The sequence below is a fragment of the Mesorhizobium sp. M2A.F.Ca.ET.042.01.1.1 genome (assembly GCF_003997405.1).
Classification (GTDB): Bacteria; Pseudomonadota; Alphaproteobacteria; order Rhizobiales; family Rhizobiaceae; genus Mesorhizobium.
In genome coordinates this window covers 1-18,148 of the sequence record NZ_RZRX01000020.1, presented here as the reverse complement: position 1 = coordinate 18,148, position 18,148 = coordinate 1, and the positions used below count along the sequence as shown (strand labels likewise).

Genomic DNA, 18,148 nt, shown 5'->3' with positions numbered 1-18,148 from the left:
GGTGAATGGTGAGTAGTTTCATCTTGGATGGTTGAACGCGGCCAGCAGGCTTGTCCGAGCTATTCACCATTCACTATTCACCATTCACTGGTTTCCCATGCCCTACCAATCCCCCATCTCTCCCGGCCGGTCCTGGTATGAGGATACGGTCGGCCCTCGCCCCGAATATCCTTCGCTCGACGGCGACCGGACCTGCGACGTCGTCATCGTCGGCGGCGGCTTTACCGGCCTCTCGGCTGCAGCCCATCTGGCCAAGGCAGGCGCAAATGTCGTGCTGATCGAGGCCTATCGTTTCGGCGACGGCGCATCCGGGCGCAATGGGGGCCAGCTCGGCACCGGGCAGCGTGCCTGGGCGGAAGAGTTGGAGGCCGAATACGGGCTTTCCCGCGCCAAGGCGCTGTTCGACATGGCGGAAGAGGCCAAGGCGCATCTGCTGGACTTCGCGGCCACCAACGCGATCGACATCGACTATATGCCGGGCCAGCTTTCCGTGGCGCACAAGAAACGTTACGTCGACGACTACAAGCGCCACGCCGAGATCATGGCGACCCGCTTCGGCTATCCGCATTTAAGCTTCATGGACCAGGCGGAGACGGCGCAGCGGTTGGGCTCGTCGCGCTATTTCGGCGGCACCCGCGACATCGGCACCGGTCACATCCATCCGCTGAAGCTGGTGATCGGCACGGCGAAAGTGGCGGCGGCCGCCGGCGCGCATCTCTTCGAGCAGACGCCCACCACCGGCATCGTTTCCAGCGGCGGCAAGGTGAAGGTCACGACGCCCAGGGGCACGATCACGGCCGACAAATGCCTGATCGGGGTCAATGCCTATGGCGGCAATCTCGAGCCGGTGAGCGCGGCGCATATCATGCCGATCGGCTCTTTCATCGGCGCGACCGTGCCGCTCGGCGCTGCTTCCAAAGTGCTGCCGGGCGGCGAGTCCGTCGACGATTCCCGTTTCGTGGTGCGCTATTTCCGCAAGTCGAAAGACGGCCGGCTGTTGTTCGGCGGCCGCGAGGTCTATGCCGTCAACGATCCAAAGGACATCCATATCCACATCCGCAGGCAGATCGCCGAGCTCTACCCGGACCTCAAGGATGTCGAGATCACGCATGGCTGGGGCGGCTATGTCGGCATCACCATGCCGAGAAAGCCGTTCGTGCGCGAAGTGATGCCGAATGTGATCTCGATCGGCGGCTATTCCGGCCACGGCGTCATGCTGTCGAACTTCTTCGGCAAGCTCTATGCCGAGACCGTTGCCGGCAATCGCGAGCGCCTGAAACTGATCGAGGACCTGAATATCCCCGCCTTCCCGGGCGGCCGCCGCTTTCGCGCGCCGCTCTTGTTTCTGGCGCTCAGCTGGTTTGCGCTGCGCGACAGGATTTGAGGCTGGCGCCCGGTCGAGGCGCCGATTCGACGATGGCGGCTTCCACGATGCAGGTTGTGGAAGTCTTAACGGACGCGCAGAATTTCGCAATTTGGCTCACTCATGCCATAATCAGCAGTAAAAGATGCGATCATGGGCGAAAATTCCGGGGATTTCGCGGGCCTTGTCCGCTGTGATTTCGGGACCGATGCCGATCGATGCCAACCCTCGCGGCAATGATCGAAAGAACGTCGGCCCGCTTGTTGGAGGTGGTTTGAGTGAACGAGCCCTTCAGTTTCGGCACGCCGGAACGGCAGCGCTTCACAATGCAGTTCGGCTATAACGTACGGCCATCCTTCTGGCAGAAGGTGCAGTCGAACGCGCATCTGGTCATTGCAGCGGTGGGCACGGTCGCGCTGCTCGGCGTAGCCGCGGTGGCGCTCTGGTTGTGCATTCCGGGCAGCGGCCGGCAGGTTGCCGCTGCCAGCGCCGAGCAGACCGTGCCGACAATCCCGGTGAAGACCACGAAGATCGCTCCGGCGGCAGCGGCGGTGACCGTGGCCCCGGCACCACAGGCCGCGCGCAAGGCGGATGCGGTTTCGTCGGCAACAGCGGCCCGCGAAGCCAACATTCCGGCGCTGGCGTCGAACAGCCCCCGCTGGACGGCCCCCGACTCCAAATCCCCATCGGAGCCGGCAGAGGATCAACCAGCTCCATCGAAGCAGGCCGCCGAGCCTGGCGCTGCGCAATCAACCGACACGGCCTTCGCCGAACCAGCCGCGGAGAACGACGCCTCGGACGCACTGTCGCAGGTTGCCGCACCCGCACCGGCTGGCGAGACGGCCGCGAAGACGCCAGGCGACAAGATGGACGGCGCCCAGACCGCCGCCATTCCAGAGGCCAAGCCACAGGCTCCCGATGCCGATCCGCCGGCAACCGACAACGCGGCGCAGTCCAAACCGAAACCTCAAAAGGTCGGCGCGGCCGCCAACGGACGCATTTTGAGATCTGTCACCATGCGTTCCGGCCCGAAGAAGGGCGCTGCCGCAATCGCCACGGTGCCCGCCAAGGCCTCGGTGCAGGTGATGAGTTGCAAGCAGTGGTGCGAGATCGTCTATAACGGCAAGCACGGCTGGGTCTACAAGAGCTACGTCAAGACGGGCGCGTGAGGCCGTTGTGCCGGCGGCGCCCGCGGCCGAACCGCGACGCCCGTCAGCCGCCGAAGAGGTGACGAAGTCGCTGCCGCCAGCGATCATGCCTGCGCTTTTTGACGAACTCCCGATGCTCCTCGAACGGCACTTTGAAAAGGCCGCAAGTCTGGCAGCCTTCCTTCTTCCCGCAAGCGGGGATCCAGCATTTTACATCATGTGTCCAGGCGAGCGCCAAACGTTCCAGGTGAAGACTGGAAGAACTCTTGAGAAGGATGAGTTCGCCTGGCGCGGCAGTGCGCCTGAGATGATCGGAAACCTCTTTCGGCGTCCGCAGTTCGACGAACCGGCCGCTGTCGCGATCGGCCTGGCTGGCTTTCGAGCGATGGGCATGCTCCCCGACATAGATCACCTGGTCGGCAATCTCGCGCGCACTTTCATAGGCGCGCGCATATTTCGCGTTCGAGCCGCCAAAGTCCGACAGCTGGCCAAGCACGATCCGCTTTCGCCCAGCCGTTGATCTTGCCATCATGTCGAAGGCGAGCGACAGCGAATGCCAAGGGGCCTTGGCGGTGTCGACGACGAAATGCGGTCCTCCATCGACGACCAGGACGCGACAGCGGTTCGCCAACGGCTCGAATGCCGCGATCCTGGCCTCCACCATTCGCGCTGGTACGCCAAGCTCGAGCGCGGTCGCGGCCGCGGCAGCCGTCGGCAGCCAGAAATGCTCTCCCGGAAACTGCGTCTCGAGCTTCAACACCCCGGCCCGCCAATGAAGCGTGAAGCTGAGCGTGCGCGGATAGGCAGCGCTGATATCGGCGACGCGATAGTCGGCCGTTTCCGACTCGCCGAACGTGACGAGGCGATGCGCACCGCCGGATGCCATGGCCAATACATTGGGATCGTCGGCGTTCAGTATCGCCAGCCCGTCAGGCCCCAGCGCCTCGACCAAAGCGCGTTTTTCCCGAGCGACGTTCTCCAAGGCCTTGAAACTGGAAAAATGCTCAAGCTGCACCATAGTGACAACAGCCACATGCGGCTTGAGCAGCTGTGCCATGGGCCTGATCGTATCGACGCCGGAGGCGCCCGCCTCGAAGACGACATAGTCGACCTCGCCGTGCTTGTTCATGTGCCTGTAGAGTGTGCTGACCAGTGAATTTATCGTGTTGGCCAGAACCCGCGTGTAGGTCCGCCCGTGGCCGGCCAGAATGTGCCCGAGCAGGCTCACGGCGGTCGACTTTCCCGAGCTGCCGGTTACGCCGATGAAGGTGGCCTTGCTCCGCGCCCTTGCGCGCCTGGCCCGGTAGATCTTGAGGCGTTGCCCCAGGTCCTTGCGAATTCTCCGCAGTCCGGCATTCATGGCACCCGCCTCATCCAGGCACCGTTATGCCTTTCGCCGGATCGTCAAGTCAAACTCAAGCCGCACGTGATCGACTAGACACAGCGGCCGCCATCGACCTCCAGCGCCACGCCGGTGATGAAGGCGGCCTCGTCCGAAGCCAGCCACAGTGCCGCATTGGCGACGTCGAGCGGTGTCGAGAGCCGGCCGAGCGGAATCGAGGCGCGGAACTTCTCGCGTATCTCCGGCGTGTCGGCGCCCATGAATTTCTCCAGCATGCCGGTCTCTCCGGCAACCGGGCAAAGGCAGTTGACACGAATGTTCTTCGGCGCCAGTTCGACGGCCATCGACTTGGTGGCGGTGATCGCCCAGCCCTTGGAAGCATTGTACCAGGTCAGTCCCGGCCGCGGCCGAAGCCCTGCGGTCGAGGCCGTGGTCAGAATGACGCCGCCGCCCTGCCGATCCATGATCGGCACGACGGCGAGCGCCGCATGATAGATCGCCTTCATGTTGACGGCGGTGATCAGGTCGAAGGTTTCCTCGTCGACGCCCAGCATATCGCCGTTGCGGTGGGTGAAGCCGGCATTGTTGACCATGATGTCGATGCGGCCGAACGCGCTCTTGGCGGCGTAGACCATCTCGTCGAATTCGGAGCGCAGGGACACGTCGGTCTGGGTCCAGATCGCGTTGGCGCCGATCTCGTCGGCCACCCGCTCCGCGCCCTTGGCGTTGAGATCGGCGACGACCACGCGCGCCCCCTCTTCGGCAAAGCGCCTGGCCATGCCCTCGCCGAAGCCCGACGCGGCACCCGTGATGATGGCGACCTTGTTTTCCAGACGCATGGCTTTCCCGCTCATTGGATTTCCGCAGCCATCTCCCTTAGCTTTCGTCACATTCACGTTCTATGGTGCAGGCGCGAACGCTGCCGGAGGCCATGGCTTGCCGACAAGCCTGCCGGCAGTGCGCGAGTGTCGGGAAACATGTGGACCGATGCAAGTGCAAGCGATTGGTCCTAGCCTGTGACACCATGGCACTGGAAAATTTAAATCGATTAGAATATACCAACCACGCTGCCGCCATCAGGCATCAAATCGGACTGACCATGACCAGCCAGATCATTCCTGTCGATCCCTTCGACTTCATCATCTTCGGCGGCACCGGCGACTTGTCGGAACGCAAGCTCCTGCCGTCGCTCTACCATCGCCAGCGCGACCATCAATTCTCCGAACCGACGCGCATCATCGGAACGTCGCGCGCGAAGATGAGCGACGCCGAATTCCGGACCTTCGCCAAGAAGGCGATATCCGAGCACGTGAAACCGGAGGATGTCGACGCCAAGGAGCTTGAGACTTTCTTGGCGCGGCTTTCCTACGTGTCGGCTGACGCGACCACAGGGGCCGGCTTCGGCGAGCTCAAGAAGGCGATCGGCGACAGCGACCGCATCCGCGCCTTCTACCTCGCGGTGGCACCGGCGCTGTTCGGCGACATCTCGCACAAGCTCAAGGAGCACAAGCTGATCACGCCGAATTCGCGCATCGTGCTGGAAAAGCCGATCGGCCGCGACCTCAGCTCGGCGCGCGCCCTCAACGACGCGGTCGGTGGCGATTTCGACGAAGGCCAGATCTTCCGCATCGACCACTATCTCGGCAAGGAAACGGTGCAGAACCTGATGGCGCTGCGCTTTGCCAATGCGCTCTATGAGCCGCTGTGGAATTCGGCGCATATCGACCATGTTCAGATCACCGTCGCCGAGACCGTCGGGCTCGAAGACCGCGTCACCTATTACGACAAGGCCGGCGCGCTGCGCGACATGGTGCAGAACCATATTCTGCAGCTGCTTTGCCTCGTCGCCATGGAAACGCCGTCGTCCATGGACGCCGATGCGGTGCGCGACGAGAAGCTGAAGGTGCTCAGGGCCCTGAAGCGCATCAACGGCAACGGGGCGCCCAAGCATACGGTGCGCGGCCAGTATCGCGCCGGCGCCTCGGCGGGCGGTCCCGTCAAGGGATATGTCGAGGAACTCGGCAAGGATAGCAACACCGAGACTTTCGTCGCCATCAAGGCCGAGATCGGCAACTGGCGCTGGGCCGGCGTTCCCTTCTATCTGAGGACCGGCAAACGGCTCGCAACCCGCGTCTCGGAAATCGTCATCGAGTTCAAGCCGATCCCCTATTCGATCTTCGGCGACAGCGCCGGACCGATCTTCGCCAACCAGCTGGTGATCCGTCTGCAGCCGAACGAGGGCGTCAAGCAATACATCATGATCAAGGATCCCGGCCCGGGCGGCATGCGCCTGCGCCAGATTTCGCTCGATATGAGCTTCGCTCAGTCCTTCGACACGCGCGCGCCGGACGCCTATGAGCGGCTGATCATGGATGTGGTGCGAGGCAACCAGACGCTGTTCATGCGCCGCGACGAGGTCGAGGCGGCCTGGAAATGGATCGATCCGATCCAGAACGCCTGGGAAAGCGCCAGGCAGGAAGCCCAGGGCTATACGGCCGGAACCTGGGGGCCGTCGGCCTCGATCGCGCTTATCGAACGTGACGGACGGACATGGCACGAGAGCAATTGAGCGAGGTCAGCTACGGCTGGAACGGCTTTGCCGATCGCCAGGATCTCGCGACGGCGCTTGCCGGTGAGATCGCGGACCGTTTGACCAGGGCCATCACAGAACGCGGCGCCGCGCTGCTCGCCGTCTCCGGCGGGACCACGCCGGCAAAGCTGTTCGCCGCGCTCTCGACCACGCCGATCGCCTGGGACAAGGTTATTGTGACGCTGGTCGACGAGCGCTTCGTGCCGCCGTCCTCGCCGCGATCGAATGCCGGGCTGGTGGCAGCGAACCTGCTGCAGAACAAGGCCGCGGCGGCGCGCTTCGTGCCGCTCTACCATGAGGCGGCAAGCATCGAGGACGCCGCGGCGGCGGATAGCGAAGCGCTGCGGTCGCTGCCCTGGCCGCTCGACGTGGTCATTCTCGGCATGGGCGGCGACGGCCATACGGCTTCGTTCTTTCCCGATGCCGGCAACCTCGAGGAGTTGCTCGACCCCGCGTCAAAGCGCATCGTGCTGCCGGTGCACGCGGCGAGCGGCGGCGAGCCGCGGCTGACACTGTCGATGGCGCGCATCGTCGCGGCCGGCTTCGTCGCGCTGCACATCGAAGGCGAGGACAAGCGCACAGCGTTCAACGGCGCGATGGGTCCAGGCGCGAAAAAGCCCATCCGCAGCGTGCTCGAGGCGGCGCCGGGACGGATAGAGGTGTTCTGGGCACCCTGATTTCATACGAGGACAGCCCGGCGGCAGGGGAGGACGCTTACCGGGCTCGAAAGGACGGACCATGACAGCCAGACGCGATATCGAAGCCATCACGGAACGCATCCGCCAACGTTCAAAAGCCGGGCGAGAAGCCTATCTCGGCCGCATCGCCGGAGCGTCAAGCAATACCGCCAATCGGGCGGTGCTGGGCTGCGGCAATCTCGCCCACGGTTTTGCCGTGTGCAGCCCGTCGGAAAAGATCGCGCTCGGCGGCGACCGCGTGCCGAATCTCGGCATCATCACCTCTTACAATGACATGCTGTCGGCGCATCAGCCGTTCGAGACGTTCCCGGCGCTGATCAAGGAAGCCGCGCGTGAAGCGGGCGGCATCGCTCAAGTCGCCGGCGGCGTGCCGGCGATGTGCGACGGCGTCACCCAAGGCCAGCCCGGCATGGAGCTGTCGCTGTTCTCGCGCGATGTCATCGCCATGGCGGCGGCGATCGGCCTGTCGCACAATATGTTCGACGCCGCCGTCTTCCTCGGCGTCTGCGACAAGATCGTGCCAGGACTGGTGATCGCGGCGCTCACCTTCGGGCACCTGCCGGCCGTCTTCATTCCGGCCGGGCCGATGACGACCGGCTTGGCGAATGACGAGAAGGCCAAGGTTCGCCAGCTCTATGCCGAAGGCAAAGTCGGCCGCGCCGAGCTGCTCGAGGCGGAATCCAAGTCCTATCACGGGCCTGGCACCTGCACCTTCTACGGCACGGCAAATTCCAACCAGATGCTGATGGAGATCATGGGCCTGCATACGCCGGGCGCCTCCTTCGTCAATCCAGGCACGCCGCTGCGCGATGCGCTGACCAGGGAAGCGGCCAAGCGGGCGCTGGCGATCACCGCGCTCGGCAATGCCTACACGCCGGTCGGGCGCATGATCGACGAGCGTTCGATCGTCAACGGCGTGGTCGGCCTGCACGCCACCGGCGGCTCGACCAACCATACGATCCACCTGATCGCCATGGCCGCGGCTGCCGGCATTGCGCTGACCTGGCAGGATATTTCGGACCTATCAGAAGCCGTGCCGTTGCTCGCGCGCGTCTATCCGAACGGGCTCGCCGACGTGAACCATTTCCATGCCGCCGGCGGGCTCGGCTTCCTGATCCGCGAGCTGCTCGACGAAGGCCTGCTGCATGAGGACGTGCAGACGGTGTGGGGCGAAGGCCTGCGGCCCTACGCGGTCGAGGCTAGACTTGGCGGGGACGGCAGCGTGGTGCGCGAAGCGGCGCCGCTCGTGAGCGGCGACGAGAAGGTGCTGGCGCCGGTCAAGAAAGCCTTCCAGCCGACCGGTGGCCTGAAAGTGCTTGGAGGCAATCTCGGCCATGCCGTCATCAAGACCTCCGCCGTCAAACCGGAACGCCGCATCATCGAGGCGCCGGCAAAAGTGTTCGACAGCCAGCAAGGCCTGAACGACGCCTTCAAGGCCGGCCAGCTTACCGGCGACTTTGTCGCCGTGATCCGCTTCCAGGGCCCGAAGGCGAACGGCATGCCGGAGCTGCACAAGCTGACCACCGTGCTCGGCATCCTGCAGGATCGCGGCCAGCGCGTGGCGCTGGTGACCGACGGACGCATGTCGGGCGCTTCCGGCAAGGTGCCGGCGGCGATCCATGTGACTCCGGAAGCGGTCGAGGACGGCCCGATCGCCAGGATCCATGACGGCGACGTCATCCGCCTCGACGCCGATGCCGGCACACTCGAGGTGCTGGTGCCGGGAACGGAGTTCGCGCTGCGCCGCACCGCGGACGCCGATCTCATCGGCAACGAGTTCGGCTTCGGCCGCGAGCTGTTCGCGGGGTTCCGGCAACTGGTCGGCCGCGCCGACCATGGGGCGGCGGCGTTCGGAAGCGCCTGATCTCGTTTCGTGTGAGAAGCTACTTGCGCCAACTATACAAAATTTTGTATAGTTGCTGGCGTGAAGACGCTTAAGTTCTAACGCTGCGGCGCTACAGCAATCTCATGAAGGACTGAAGGCTCCTGAACCTCGTCATTCCAGGGCGGAGCAAGGAGCGTAGCGACGCGCGCAGACCCTGGAATCCATGCGTTACCTAAACCGAAATGTGCAACGGTGCAGAATTCTGGACCGCCGCGACGCTTCCAGGTCACGGAATGGATCCTCGGGTCTGCGCGCGTCGCTACGCTCCTTGCTCCGCCCGTGGATGACGACCGCGATAGGCGTCTCGGCCAATCGCCAAGGCATGGAACGCACACCAACCAACCCGGTCAAAACGTCAGTGTTAAGGTACTAGGCCAGTGAGCAAAGAAACGTTTGCAAGTGTGTGGGACGCCATCGAAGACACTCCCGCCGAAGCCGGGAACATGAAGCTCCGCTCCACGCTCATGATGGCCCTGGAGAAGCACATTCGAGCAAGGGGCTGGACGCAGGCCGAAGCCGCGCAGCGGCTTGGCGTGACGCAGCCGCGCGTATCCGATCTCCTGCGCGGGAAGATCAACCTGTTTGCCCTCGACACTCTCGTCAATATGGCGGTCGCGGCCGGGCTTCATGTCGAAGTGCGCGTCTCGGAAGCTGCCTGATCGGCGCCATGTGCACCGTGTTGCCGAGACGGCATTCCGCGATCCGTTCGCGGAATGCCAGGGCAGCCAGACCGGAAGGCAGGCAGGCTGCGGTTACTACTGAACGGTGATCTCGCTCCGTTCGCCGGCCTTGATCGTCACTGGCATTTCCTTGTCCTGGCCCTGGTCGGAGGCGTGCCGCACGACGACATAATCGCCGGCGGGAATCGTCTGCTGCCAGCTGTCGCCATAGCTCAAGCCCAGCGACTTGCGCTTGCCCTCTATGTCCTTCTTCGACGAGAACACCTCGATCGAGTAAGCGCCGGGCGCCGACATCGCCAGCACGCCGGCGTCGAGCGTGACCTTGATGTCCTGATTGTCGCCGGCCTTGATGGTGAAGGGCTGCTCGGCAACGGCAAGATCGAGCGTGGTGAGCGCGACATAGTCGTCCGGCGGCAGCCAGAACTTGCTGTCGGGACCATAGGAGTGCTCGACGCTCTCGCGGCTGCCGTCGATCTTCTTCTTCGCCTTGACGATTTCGAAGCTAATGCCGGAATTGTCGGCCTTGTCGCCGCCTGCCGTATAGAAGGCATTGAGCACGGCGTGCCCGACGCCGACGACGACATCCTTCTCGACCGTCTGTCCGGCAGCAAGCTGGATGGTCTCGGTTACCGTGCCGGCGCCGATCTGCACCGTCACCTTCTGCTCGCCGGCGGGGACAGTCGCCTTGGCGTCGCCATAGTGGGTGGTGCTGCCGCCGGGATAGGCGAAGTCGACACGCGCCTCGCCGCTGATCTCCGATCCCCGGCTCGCATGCGGATGGATAACCAGCGTACCGCCGTTGAGCGTGAACAGCGGCTTGTAAACCTGGCCGGCCTCTATTTTGATCTTCTGCTCGCTTCTTGCCTCGTCGTCGCGGCCGACGACGATATAGTCGCCCGGTTCGAGATTGGTTTTCAGCTCGCCATACTCGGTCATGACCTGATCGCCGCGCGATCCGTCCGCATTGGCCTTGTAGATTTCCCAGGCATTGCTGTTGTCGGAGATCTCGGGACCCCCCTCGGCCATGACCACACTCGGCATGAAATTGAATTCAGGCTTGGCGGGCTCGGGCGCTGGCGCGGGTGCCGGAGCCGGCTCTGGCGCCGGCGCCGGAGCCGCCACGGTCTCGACCAGCGCGTCCTGCAGCGCCTTCTCGTCGGAGGCCTGGATGTATTTTCCGCCGGTGTTTTCGGCGAGGCAGGCGATCTGCTTGCCTTCGTCGGCGGTCAGGCCGAAGCCGACGACATCGGCGGTGAAATCAACGCCGCTTTCCTTCAGCTCCTTGCCGAGCGCGCAGGGATCGCCGCCGCAGGTCTCCAGCCCGTCGGTGATCAGCACCACCGTTGCCTTGTCCTCGGTGTATTTCAGCGCCTCGGCGGCCTGCTTGACGGCGGCCGTGAGCGGCGTCTTGCCCAGGAATTTCATGCTGTCGGCGGCCGCCGAAATGGCGCTGGCGGATCCGGCCTGCGGCGGCACGATCAGCTCGATGTCGTCGCAGCTGCCCTTGGTGCGATGGCCATAGGCCATGAAGCCGATCTCGTCGTCTGCCGGAACCGATTGCAGCACCGTGCGCAGCGATTCACGCGCGATCTCCAGCTTCGGCTTGCCATCGATCTGGGCCCACATCGAGCCTGAAGCGTCCAGAATGATGATGACCTTGTTGGCGGCAAAGCCGAAACTGGTCATCGACAAAAGGAGGGCCGCCGCAGCGACGCTCCGTATCAGTCCCGCCATGGATGTCTCCTGATTGTTCCCTCGTCCGCGCCCGGAAAGCTATTTTAGGTGGCGCCGGGGGACAAGCCCAGCCGTTGCATCCGCCCCTCTGCCGGGTTTTGAGCGCATCACGATAGCGCCGGGCGGCCTTCGATCTTGGCGGCATGGCCGCGACGGCGCGTGGATTCCTCGGCTGGCGCCATGCCTTCGGCGACGCCGCACCGACGATCGGCGTGGCCTTTGCCGGCCAGGACCCGTTCACCATCGCCGGGACGCCGATCGTGCGTGACGCCGCTCTGATCGACCTTGGCCTCGACATCCAGACCAGCGCGGCCGCGCGGCTCGGCATCAGCTATTTCGGGCAATTCGGCGGCGGCACGACCAGCCAAGCCTTCAAGGCCGGGCTGCATGTCGCCTTCTAAAACTCAGTAGGTGGTGCGGCGCTCTTCCGATGGCGGGCGGCCGAACTGCAGCCGGTAGCTCTGCGCGAAATAGGAGTGCGAGGTGAAGCCGGTGGCGATCGCCACGTCGAGGATCGGCATGTTGGTCTGGCGCAGCAACTCGCGCGCCCGTTCGAGCCTCAGCCGCATGTAATAGCGACCCGGCGTCACGCTGAGATGGCGCAGGAACAAGCGCTCGACCTGACGCACCGACAGGCCCGCCGACTTGGCGAGCTGCACGGCGGACAGCGGCTCGTCGAGATGGTCGGCCATCAGCTCGACGATGCGCCTGAGCTTCTCCGACTTGCCGGTGAGATCGCGCTCCGGTCCGACGCGCTGGCGGTCGCCGGCCGAGCGGATGCGCTCGTGCTGGAATTGATTGGCGACGCCATTGGCCAGGTTGGAGCCGAAGTCACCGCGGACGATCTCCAGCATCAGGTCGATCGACGTGGTGCCGCCGGCGCAGGTGTAGCGCTTGCGATCGATCTCGAAGACATTGCCGGTGCAGTTGATGTCTGGAAAACGCTCCATGAAGCCGGCGCGGTTCTCCCAATGGATGGTGCAGCGATAGCCGTCGAGCTGCCCGGCCTCGGCCAGCAGATAGGAGCCGACCGACAGCGCGCCGAGCGCATTGCCGCGCCGGCCCCAGCTGCGCAAAGCCGCCAGCACCTTGCTCTTGCCGGGGAATTCCGTGGTGAGCCCGACCGAGACGAACAGGATGTCGACCGGCGGCATGTCGGCGACCGAATAGTCGATCTTCAGCGGCAGGCCGTTCGAGGCCATGACCGCGTCGCCGTCAGCCGAAATCGTCGTCCAGCCGTAGAAGTCGCGGCCGAGCAGGCGGTTGGCCGAGCGGAAGCAGTCGATTGCCGCGGCCAGCGAGAACATCGAGAACTTGTCGACGAGCAGGAAGCCGAACTGACGGCCGCCCTGAACGGGATCGTTCGTGATCGGCCGTTCGACAGGAGCAGTAAGGTTCGGCAAGGATCTGCTTTCGATCAGAAGGACGGCCGCTTCAGCCCGGCCGCGAGGTAGGCGGAAGCTACAGTGTTCGCCATCAGCATGGCAATGGTCATCGGCCCGACGCCGCCGGGGACCGGCGTGATGGCGCCGGCGACCTTGGCCGCCTCGGCATAGGCGACGTCGCCGACCAGGCGGCTTTTGCCCTCGCCCTTCTCGGGCGCCGGGATGCGGTTGATCCCGACGTCGATCACGGTCGCGCCGGGCTTCACCCAATCGCCCTTGACCATTTCCGGGCGACCGACGGCGGCGACCAGGATGTCGGCGGTGCGTGCCAGCGCCGGCAGGTCCCTGGTGCGGCTGTGGGCGATGGTGACGGTGCAGTTGGCGGCGAGCAGCAGATTGGCCATCGGCTTGCCGACGATGTTGGAACGGCCGACGACAACGGCGTTGAGGCCGGAAAGATCCTTGCCGCGCACGCGTTCGATCAAAAGCATGGAGCCCGCCGGCGTGCAGGGCACGAAGGCCGTGTCAAGCTCGCCGGTGCCGAGCTTGCCGACATTGATGAAGTGGAAGCCGTCGACATCCTTCTCCGGCGCGATCGTTTGGATCACCTTGCCGGCGTCGATATGGCCTGGAAGCGGCAGTTGCACGAGGATGCCGTGGATCGACTTGTCGGCGTTGAGATCGCCGATGATCTTCAGCAACTGTTCCTCGCTGGTGTCGGTCGGCAGCGTATGCTGGAGCGAATGGAAGCCGCATTCCTTGGCGGTGCGCGATTTCGAAGCGACATAGACCTGGCTTGCCGGGTCTTCGCCGACGATCACCACGGCAAGGCCAGGCTTGGTGGCTCCCTTGGCCGACAGCTCCGCGGTCAAAGCCTTGACCTTCGAAACCACATCCTCGGCGACACTCTTTCCGTCAATCACTTCGGCCATCACCAACCCTCAGCTTCGCTACGAGGCCGGTGCATGGCCTCATTCCTCGATCGGCATTGTCGATCCGCCAAAGCGAGACGCTTGCGGCCGCAATGCAGCGCGGCATTTTCACGAAAATTCGACAGGGCAATCCCGTCAAAGCGTCGTCGGATGCCGTAAACCCGAAACCGGCAGCTTTTATCGAACCGCAAGCGGTCAAGAAATATGGGGTGTCAATAATGTGACGCTTCAGAAATAGCGACGGCGCGAGCGGCTTTCGGTCAGCTCGCGCACCGCCTCGCGGAATTCGCGCAGGCTGGCGCGGATCTCGTCGATCTCACCCTGGTCGGCCGACGACTGGCGGGCGTCGCCCGGGACTGGCGGTTGCGGATCGTAGGAGGCGGGCGATGCCGAATATCGATCTTCGTACGGATCGGTCCGGCCATGGGCCGGCCGATAGGAATAGCCCTGCCCGTATGGCGGCTGAATATTCTGCCGCGCCGAGGGTTCAGCCCCAGGGTAGCGTTCCTCCCGGCTGGGCACGCGCCAGGCGCTTTCGGGCGGCACAGTGTCCAAATCCACCGTTTCAGCCGGCTCGCGGCGCACGACATAGCGGAGCGCCGAGGCAAGCGACCCGAAAAGCCCGGGACGGACGGCGTCATTGTCCGGCATCGGTGGCGGTGTGACGGGTTGGACCGCGGGCTGCGCAGCCACCGACGCAGGCTGAGGGGCCGGAGGCGAGGCAGGCGGCGGTGTGAAAGACGCGGCTGGCGACGGCGTGAATGCCGGAGCCGGAGGCGGCGTAAATGATTTGGCCGGAGGTGGCGTGAAAGGGGGAGCGGGAGGCTCCGACGTGAAAGACGCGGCCGGCGGTCGAGTGACTGGCGGGGCCGGTGGCGGCGTAACTAGCGGCGGCGCCAGCGGAGCGGCACGGTTGGAAACGTTCCCCACCGTTGGAGCACGATCCCCGGCCCGGCGTCGCGAGCGCGTGTCGGCCGTCTCGCGCAGGCTCGCATAGACCCCGCGCAAACCGCCAAGGCCGATGCCGGCGAACAGGCCGGCAAACAGACCGGCCAAGGCCATCACGGCGCGCGACGGACCCTTGGCTTGCAGCGGCGCATAGGCCTCCGAAATGACGCTGATGTTGGCGGTGTTGATGTCCTTCTGCTCGCCGGTTTCCTTGGCCCGCAGCAGGAACTGCTCATAGACGGAACGCTTGGCGGCCGCCTCGCGCTCCAGCTCGCGCAGCGAGACGAGGTTGTTGTTGACGTCGCCGCTCTGCACCTTGGCCTGCGCCAGGCGCGAGGAAAGGTCCTGCTCGAGCTGGACGGAGCGCTTGAGGTCGACCTGCAGCGAGGATGCGATGCGCTGCAGCTCGGCGCTGATGCGCTCGCGCGCGCCGGCAAGCTGGGCATTCAGCGCCTCGATTTCCGGATGGCGCGGCCCGAGCTTGACCTCGGCGCGGTCGGCTTCCTGCTTCAGCGCGGCATATTGCGAGCGCAGCTCGCTCATCATGTTCGAGTTGATTTCCTCCGGCAACGTGCCACTGAGGATCGAATTGACGTTCAGCGAGCGTGCCGAGGCGGCGCGTGCGTTGAGCTCCAGCGTGCGGGCGCGGGCGACGGAAAGCTGCTCGTTGAGCTTGAGCATCTGGTCGTCGCTGATCAGGTGACCCTGCGCGTCGACGAGATCGTGCGTCGCCCGGAAATCCTCGACGTTGCGTTCGGCCGTCTCGACGCCCTTGCGCAATTCGTCGAGCCTGGCGGTAAGCTCGTCATTGGCGCGGCCCGCGGTGCTCGACTGGATCTCGCTGGAAATCTGCTTGAAAGCCTTGACCATGGTGTTGGCGATCAGGGCGGATTTCTCGGCGTTCTGCGTCGTGGCGCTGACTGAGACCACGAAGGTCTTGCCGCCACGCTCGACATCGAGGCTGTCATACAGTTTGCCGACCGCCAGCGCGCGCTTGCGCGCTTCGTCCGCAGCACCCGCATCCTGCCGCGACAGGATCGAGCGGAGCGTCGACATCAGGCCGAAGCCGCCATTGCCCTGGCCGTTGAACTCAGGATCATTGGTAAGGTTGAGATCGGTGACGACCTTGTTGAGGACAGTGCCCGACGTCAGGATGCGGACCTGGTTCTCGACGATGGCAAGCGTCGCATCCGAGGCGACCACGTTCTGTGTCAGGTCGCGGTCGGTGAGCTTGAGGTCGCGCGGGTCGACGATGACGTCGGTGGTGGCCTCATATTTCTTCGGCGTCGACAAGGCGATAGCGACACCAAGCGCGGCGCCCAGGATGGTCGTCGACAGGATCAGCGCCTTGGATCGCGTGATGCCGTGCACGACCTGCATCGGGTCGACCAGCGGCTTCCATTCCTCGGAAACGTCGCCGGCAGATGGCCGGCTCGACTGAGGTTCGGGGGCAGCTTGCGGTTGCTGGCTCTCCGCAGGAGCTTCATGGAGCGGCTCGGGCGACGCAGACCGATTTCCTCCGCGCCAGTCATGTTCGGTCTCGACCGGCTGGGATTGCGCTTGTCCCTGATCGCGGCCAAACTCGCCGGTATCATCGGGCCGCGGATTCAACTTCCCTTCGCGTTCGGAACGCGCGGCGCGGTGGCGCGCTGCGGCGTCCTCGCGCCATGAGGAGTCGGCCCTGTCGCCAATCGAAACGGTGTTGTCCTCGCCGCGCATAGCCTGGCCGAGCGCCAGCAGGGAACGCTCGCGCCTCCAGTCATCACGGTTATCCCTGTCGACCATTGTCCTGGAACTTGCTCTCTGGCGGCGCGGGCGCGGCGGATGGGCCAATCGTTAAGTCACGCTAAACGGGCATAGGAAACAAACGGTTAATTTCGCACCCGGGCTCGCACGGTTTCTTGCCTTGTTCGCGGCATTTCGGCGCCGCCGGGGCCGCCGCCAGAACGCCGCGTTAAACTTTCCAGCCTATCTATCGCCCCCGACATGACCCAGGCCAGCGACATGCCGCAGAGGCGGAGCTTCGCGCGGATCGGCCACTTCGTGGCCAGCCGCCGGAAGCTGGTATTCGACTATTTCTCGGCAATCAGCGGCGCCGGCGGCCGCTTGGTGTTTTCGCTCGCCTATTTCATCGCTCTGGCCAACACGCTCTCGATCGCCGAGTTCGGCATGTTCGCGACTGCCTCTGCCGCCGGCATCATGCTGTCGCGCATCCTGGCCTTCGGCTTCATCTCGGCGCTCTACCGCACCGCCACGATCCGCCCCAACCTGATCGGCACCTTCACCGCCGGTTTCCTGCTTCTCGGTGTCTTGTCGCTGCCGTTCCTCGCCGCAGCCTCCTACATCGTCTACCTGATCTTCTTTTCAGGAACCGTGCCGCTGTCGGCCTTCGCGGCGGTCGTCTTCGCCGAGGCGCTGTTGTGGCGGCCGGTCGAAGTGGCGCTGATCGTCAACAACGGGCTCGGCAAGTTCGGGCGCGCTGCGGTGCTTGCCATCCTGGCGACGGCGCTCAGGGCCGTCGGCGCGGTGCTGTTCATGCTCGGCGCGCAGCATACGATCGGCGTCTGGTCGCTGTTCTACATCGGCGCCAACGCCGCTTCGCTGATCGTCGCCTTCGTCTTCTTCTATCCGCGCCAGCGGCTGAGGCTGCGCGCCGAGCTCTATTTCAGGCGGCTCGCCGATTCCATCTATGTCGCCGGTTCCGAAGTGCTGTTCTACCTGCAGATGGAGTTCGACAAGCTGCTGGTGCTGTCGATCGGAGGGCCGCATCTCGCCGGCATCTATGCCATCATCATGCGGCTGGTCGATCTCACCGCGATCCCGATCCGCACCTTCTCAATGATGCTGGTGCAGCGCATGATGCGGGCGCCGGAGCTGCTGTCGCGGCTGGCGGTGAAGAGCGGCATCGAAGGCGGCGTGTTCCTGGTCTCAACGCTGGCGCTGGCGTCGCTCGGCATCGTGCTGCACTTCTTCCCGAATGCGCTCGGCAAGAATGTCGCCGAGGCGGCACCGCTGGTGGCGCTGGCGGTCTGCGTGCCGGGACTGCGCAACCTCGTCGAATACCAGGCCGAGCTTCTCTTCGCGCGCGGCCAGACGGCGGTGAGGGCAATCAATCTTGGCCTGCTCGCCGGATTGAAGGCGGTTTTGCTCACCTATGTGCTGACGACGATCCCCGACACGGCCAATCTGGTCCTGTCGCTCAACATCGTCTTCCTGCTGCTCTATCTCGCCTCGATGCTGCTGACCTATTCGGCGATGCGCCGGCCGGCCAAGGCGATCTGATTCAGGTGAGGCCGGCCTGCAAATGGCGGCTTCCTGCGCTTCCGGTGCTCATATGTGGACGGCCCCCTGCTTGCAAGGCTTTGGCTGGAGATGATTTGACCTGATCGCTTGCGCTCATATGTCCGGCCTTTTGCGCGCGGATTTGTGAGCGCTGGCCTAGA

The 18,148-nt window shown here is 64.5% G+C and carries 13 protein-coding genes and 1 pseudogene; 8 read left to right on the top strand and 6 right to left on the bottom strand.

The annotated features are described in order from the left end of the window. Window positions 1-97 precede the first annotated feature (97 nt). Together EOA23_RS05245 and EOA23_RS05240 are read left to right on the top strand one after the other, a co-directional pair. Complete coding sequence (locus EOA23_RS05245; RefSeq protein ID WP_127303123.1) at window positions 98-1,384, top strand: FAD-binding oxidoreductase; 1,287 nt, start codon at window positions 98-100, stop codon at window positions 1,382-1,384. Window positions 1,385-1,641: 257 nt separating this feature from the next. Beyond that, window positions 1,642-2,532 carry an SH3 domain-containing protein gene (locus EOA23_RS05240; protein WP_189341506.1) on the top strand — a complete coding sequence of 297 codons (891 nt, stop codon included), beginning with the start codon at window positions 1,642-1,644 and terminating at the stop codon, window positions 2,530-2,532. 43 nt (window positions 2,533-2,575) lie between these two features. Here EOA23_RS05240 and EOA23_RS05235 read toward each other — a convergent pair whose 3' ends face one another. Together EOA23_RS05235 and EOA23_RS05230 are read right to left on the bottom strand one after the other, a co-directional pair. After that, on the bottom strand, window positions 2,576-3,871 hold the full coding sequence (locus EOA23_RS05235) for a Mur ligase family protein (protein ID WP_127303122.1): 1,296 nt from the start codon (window positions 3,869-3,871) through the stop codon (window positions 2,576-2,578). A 74-nt stretch (window positions 3,872-3,945) separates the two neighbouring features. Continuing rightward, window positions 3,946-4,692, bottom strand: coding sequence for an SDR family oxidoreductase (locus EOA23_RS05230; RefSeq protein ID WP_127303135.1), 747 nt, complete (start codon window positions 4,690-4,692; stop codon window positions 3,946-3,948). A gap of 260 nt (window positions 4,693-4,952) precedes the next feature. Here EOA23_RS05230 and zwf point away from each other — a divergent pair, with 260 nt between their 5' ends. The 4 genes from zwf to EOA23_RS05210 all read left to right on the top strand — a co-directional run bounded on the left by zwf (window position 4,953) and on the right by EOA23_RS05210 (window position 9,685). Then, window positions 4,953-6,422 (top strand): glucose-6-phosphate dehydrogenase, encoded by a 1,470-nt coding sequence (gene zwf / locus EOA23_RS05225; protein ID WP_126079091.1) that lies wholly within the window; start codon window positions 4,953-4,955, stop codon window positions 6,420-6,422. Then, the gene (pgl, locus tag EOA23_RS05220) at window positions 6,404-7,120 is read left to right on the top strand and encodes a 6-phosphogluconolactonase (protein ID WP_127303121.1); all 717 of its coding nucleotides are present in this window, start codon (window positions 6,404-6,406) and stop codon (window positions 7,118-7,120) included. Before zwf ends, pgl begins: the two co-directional genes overlap by 19 nt. Before the next feature lie 61 nt (window positions 7,121-7,181). Continuing rightward, window positions 7,182-9,005, top strand: coding sequence for a phosphogluconate dehydratase (gene edd, locus EOA23_RS05215; RefSeq protein WP_127303120.1), 1,824 nt, complete (start codon window positions 7,182-7,184; stop codon window positions 9,003-9,005). A 398-nt stretch (window positions 9,006-9,403) separates the two neighbouring features. Further along, on the top strand, window positions 9,404-9,685 hold the full coding sequence (locus EOA23_RS05210; RefSeq protein ID WP_127303119.1) for an XRE family transcriptional regulator: 282 nt from the start codon (window positions 9,404-9,406) through the stop codon (window positions 9,683-9,685). 96 nt (window positions 9,686-9,781) lie between these two features. On the opposite strand, the gene EOA23_RS05205 is transcribed toward EOA23_RS05210, so the two are convergent. Next, entirely contained in the window at window positions 9,782-11,440 is a 1,659-nt protein-coding gene (locus EOA23_RS05205) for a VWA domain-containing protein (protein ID WP_127303118.1), read from the bottom strand. Window positions 11,441-11,577: 137 nt separating this feature from the next. Here EOA23_RS05205 and EOA23_RS05200 point away from each other — a divergent pair. Beyond that, window positions 11,578-11,841, top strand: a pseudogene (locus EOA23_RS05200) (autotransporter domain-containing protein); the annotation flags it as partial. Window positions 11,842-11,844: 3 nt separating this feature from the next. Here the strand turns inward: EOA23_RS05200 and EOA23_RS05195 are convergent. The 3 genes from EOA23_RS05195 to EOA23_RS05185 all read right to left on the bottom strand — a co-directional run bounded on the left by EOA23_RS05195 (window position 11,845) and on the right by EOA23_RS05185 (window position 16,490). Continuing rightward, window positions 11,845-12,843, bottom strand: a complete 999-nt coding sequence (locus EOA23_RS05195) for a GlxA family transcriptional regulator (RefSeq protein ID WP_095819786.1) — start codon at window positions 12,841-12,843, stop codon at window positions 11,845-11,847. A 14-nt stretch (window positions 12,844-12,857) separates the two neighbouring features. Next, on the bottom strand, window positions 12,858-13,757 hold the full coding sequence (gene folD / locus EOA23_RS05190) for a bifunctional methylenetetrahydrofolate dehydrogenase/methenyltetrahydrofolate cyclohydrolase FolD (protein WP_127303116.1): 900 nt from the start codon (window positions 13,755-13,757) through the stop codon (window positions 12,858-12,860). Window positions 13,758-13,985: 228 nt separating this feature from the next. Beyond that, window positions 13,986-16,490, bottom strand: a complete 2,505-nt coding sequence (locus tag EOA23_RS05185) for a GumC family protein (RefSeq protein ID WP_127303115.1) — start codon at window positions 16,488-16,490, stop codon at window positions 13,986-13,988. Between the two features lie 201 nt (window positions 16,491-16,691). Here EOA23_RS05185 and EOA23_RS05180 point away from each other — a divergent pair, with 201 nt between their 5' ends. Continuing rightward, the gene (locus EOA23_RS05180; protein ID WP_127303114.1) at window positions 16,692-17,987 is read left to right on the top strand and encodes a lipopolysaccharide biosynthesis protein; all 1,296 of its coding nucleotides are present in this window, start codon (window positions 16,692-16,694) and stop codon (window positions 17,985-17,987) included. The last annotated feature ends 161 nt before the right edge of the window (window positions 17,988-18,148 follow it).